A 3,409-nucleotide genomic window follows, 5' to 3' on the forward strand; every position below is an offset into this window, starting at 1 on the left:
TCTACGTCGTTCGCTCACGCTCTCAACTACGAATATACAGACGGCGTCGACTATCGCGGACTAACCGCCTTCGCTTCGCTATCCATGGCGGTCAGCGATGGTAAGTTCAGAAACGAATGTCTTAACCAGCACTGATTCAGGTCATTAGAGGAAGCGCGATAGGAAATTGATCAGTGGCGTCAGCACTACAACCATTTACGGCCTCATAGCTCACTGGGCTATCTTCCGCCAGTGGCATATGCCAAACAAGCCGCTTAAAGTAAGCAGAATCTCATCCAATCCGTGGTATTAAAGCAGGGGAAAAGTCAGCCTATCCCTTCGCGTCATAGGAGCGATGACTGAAAGAAAGCACCAATTTCACTAAACATATCAATCCCTCGCTCGCGAAGAGCAATATAAAGACTCATCATAAAGCCGGCGGGGCGAAGCCAAGCATCAACAAAACAGTCTAAGTCTTCTAGAGAAAGATTCTTCATACGCCGTACACCATCAACATTATTGTAATACCGTTGGACTTCCCCGGCACCGTAAACACTCAAGTATTTCCACACCGTTCCAGCTCAAACTGTTCCGTCAGCAACCGCAATTTATCCCACAAGCAGTCTATGCAGCGTAGCCAAGTATCATACTGAGAAAGGATCATCGTTTTTAGCGCCATTTGATTCTGAGAAGGGGTCTCCAGAATCACTTGAATTATCTACTACCTTATGACACTGAGTCAGTACAGATACGGACTTACTCGCCCCCTTTAGACTTAGGCTAGCAATCTGTATATTGTTGTATTCAACGACTAGTCGTTTATCCTGCATAAATTCCGAAAGAAATGCATTTGAGATTTTAGATTCTCTAATATTCAGCAGCAGCATTGGGAATCCATTTATATTGATACCATGCATACTTCCAGACCATGGTGTTTCATCTCCAAATATAATTCTTATCTTGTACTCTTTTCCTTTTTCAATGGATTTCCACTTTTCGTTTCCTATCGCGAAATACAGGTACGAGAAGTCTTTATTGACACCAAGCCTAAATGCATCACCAGAACCATATGATTTCGTAGTGTAACATCCGCTTCTTACCAACTCATCGATTCCTACTTCCCAATCGCCAACTCGTTTCGTTATGGGATTATCTTCCGAATATGCAAGGGGAACAACTATCAATATACCAATAAACAATGATAACTTCATTAACATAATCACACTCTTTTAAATAAACCAATAATATAAATGACAAACAAATCCACCAGCTGTCAGTGATTAACCAAATTCTTCAACATGCTTCGACACCTTACCGAGCACCCTACCTGCACACTTCCCAGGTTTACTCCTGAAACCGTTGCAGTCTCAACATCAGCTCTGCTGTTGGTTTTATCGTAAGTTTCCTTTGTTAAGTAAGTGTTGCATCCCTGATGCCAATAGACCTAACATAATAACTTAGTATTTAATCATGATTTTCCTGTTGATATGGGTGGATCACCCATTTGTTTGATTAATCATGTACTGCCTCATGGCGCACTGGGTTATCTGCAGCTAGCGGCATTAAACTAGAGTGAATTTCATGCCATGCATTTGGATCCAGTAAAGTATTTTTGTTACATGTTTACCATATATTCGTCGAGTTTTTATGATGAGCCTTGGATAACCACACGGTGCTTGTCACGCGTACCTTGACGCATGTCACTCGCAAAGAACATAACTTCTGATGCCTTATTCACGAGATCAAACATCGTTTTGTGAGATCTACGAATTTTCTCGTTAAATAAACAATACACGCCATCATTCCAATTTAATGAGCAAGTAGAACAAACAGGCCTTCTATGAAGGTTTATGCTTATACCTGTTAAATATTTGTTGGATGTCGTGATAATGTCCATATGGCGCTGTTTCTCGTCGCTCACTTCAGTTAAATGTGGAACCAATTTGCTGATTAATAATTCATCAACTTTTTTGTTTGCTTTGCACGTGCACGTCTTTGAGTTACTTGACCAATCATCATCACAATTATTGAAGCAGGACCTTGATCTTAACGCCTCATATTCTCGTGCTGTTTCTGCCACTTGAGTCCATTCACTTATAGTAAGTAATTCGAGTGCACCTCTGGGAAGCTCTTTATCACTTATTAAGACAATGAAGCAGTGCTTAAGGTCGTTGTTATTGATAAGCAACACTCGCACCGTCATTACTGGGGCTGCCCAGTGATATTTGTTACGATCAAGCACGGTATTGCTTTGTGCGCTATAAAGCACATCAATTGAATCCAACACTACATTTTTCCAAAAATCATCATGTTCATGTTTGATCTCAACCTGGCTATCGAATATCAAGTAGGCATAATTACGGCTTATTATGTGGCGAATCATATCCATGGCATTCCCAAGAATGTTTGATTTACGACTTCTAATTATATTTATCTGACGACTTCGTTCAACCATTTAAAGTAGCTTATAAATAAACATATTTATCTTGAGAATTATAGAATTGTCACCTAAATCATTAGATAAACTCTGAGCATTACACAAACCGACAGACCCTCCTATGGTTTAATTTAAAGCATGGGAGAAGCAGTGATGGGAAACGGAAAGTTTGCCGAGGAATCCAAGAAAATACCAGTGAGACAGGTTATTGAAAGGGGCTATACAGTCTCTGATGTTTCCAAGCGCTTAAGGGCTTAAGTTCAGAGCCTATACAAGTGGGTCAAGGCCTATACCCCCAACGTCACGGGTCGTTACTGTAGTGGCATAGTTAATTTGGCCACCTGATTATAGGTGATATTCTTACCCTCAAGACAAACAGGTGACAAAATGGCTAAGACAAGACGGACATTCAGTCCTGAATTCAAACTCGAATCGGCTCAGCTGGTAGTCGATCATGACTACACAGTTCGAGCCGCATGCGACGCAGTAGGTATTGGCAAATCTACAATGGAGTATTGGGTGCGCCAACTTCGTCAAGAGCGCCAGGGCGAGACGCCCAAAGCCACAGCACTCACGCCAGAGCAGCGCCGAATTCAGGAGCTGGAGAAGCAGTTAAGGCGTGTCGAAGAAGACAAAGAAATCCTAAAAAAGGCTACGGCTCTCTTGATGCCGGACTCGCTGAACAATTTGCGATAATTTCGAGACTCCAAGAGAGCCACCCAGTGAATCGTTTGTGTGAGGTCTTTGAGGTTCACCGCGGCAGTTTCCGGGCATGGCATGCTCGGCCAAAGACACTCCTACCCGAGGAGGTATGACTACGAGCACTGATCAAAGTTGCACATCAGCGGAGCAATGGTTCTGCAGGTGCCAGAACAATAGCGACAATGGTGAAGACTGTCGGGGAGTCGCTATTTTTGCGGAAGCTTGTTTTGGGCATCCAAGCCCAAGCAAGCGGCAAATACTTAACGCGACCGTTTATGCCTACGGCGCCCC

At 42.9% G+C, this 3,409-nt stretch carries 4 protein-coding genes and 1 pseudogene; 2 read left to right on the plus strand and 3 right to left on the minus strand.

Annotated elements, in window-relative coordinates:
* Positions 1-96: 96 nt before the first annotated feature.
* Positions 97-258: pseudogene (locus BOW52_RS17605) on the plus strand (integrase core domain-containing protein); the annotation flags it as partial.
* A 65-nt stretch (positions 259-323) separates the two neighbouring features.
* Here BOW52_RS17605 and BOW52_RS17170 read toward each other — a convergent pair.
* The 3 genes from BOW52_RS17170 to BOW52_RS16530 all read right to left on the minus strand — a co-directional run bounded on the left by BOW52_RS17170 (position 324) and on the right by BOW52_RS16530 (position 2,368).
* The gene (locus tag BOW52_RS17170) at positions 324-476 is read right to left on the minus strand and encodes a hypothetical protein (RefSeq protein WP_172840404.1); all 153 of its coding nucleotides are present in this window, start codon (positions 474-476) and stop codon (positions 324-326) included.
* Positions 477-623: 147 nt separating this feature from the next.
* Positions 624-1,196 carry a hypothetical protein gene (locus BOW52_RS16525; protein WP_078485184.1) on the minus strand — a complete coding sequence of 191 codons (573 nt, stop codon included), beginning with the start codon at positions 1,194-1,196 and terminating at the stop codon, positions 624-626.
* 428 nt (positions 1,197-1,624) lie between these two features.
* Positions 1,625-2,368: a hypothetical protein gene (locus BOW52_RS16530; protein WP_078485185.1), complete on the minus strand. Its 744-nt coding sequence runs from the start codon at positions 2,366-2,368 to the stop codon at positions 1,625-1,627.
* Positions 2,369-2,803: 435 nt separating this feature from the next.
* Between BOW52_RS16530 and BOW52_RS18035 the strand changes: the two genes are divergently transcribed.
* Positions 2,804-3,112, plus strand: coding sequence for a transposase (locus BOW52_RS18035; RefSeq protein WP_078485186.1), 309 nt, complete (start codon positions 2,804-2,806; stop codon positions 3,110-3,112).
* Positions 3,113-3,409 lie beyond the last annotated feature (297 nt).

The sequence above is a fragment of the Solemya pervernicosa gill symbiont genome, from assembly GCF_002020875.1.
Taxonomy (GTDB): domain Bacteria; phylum Pseudomonadota; class Gammaproteobacteria.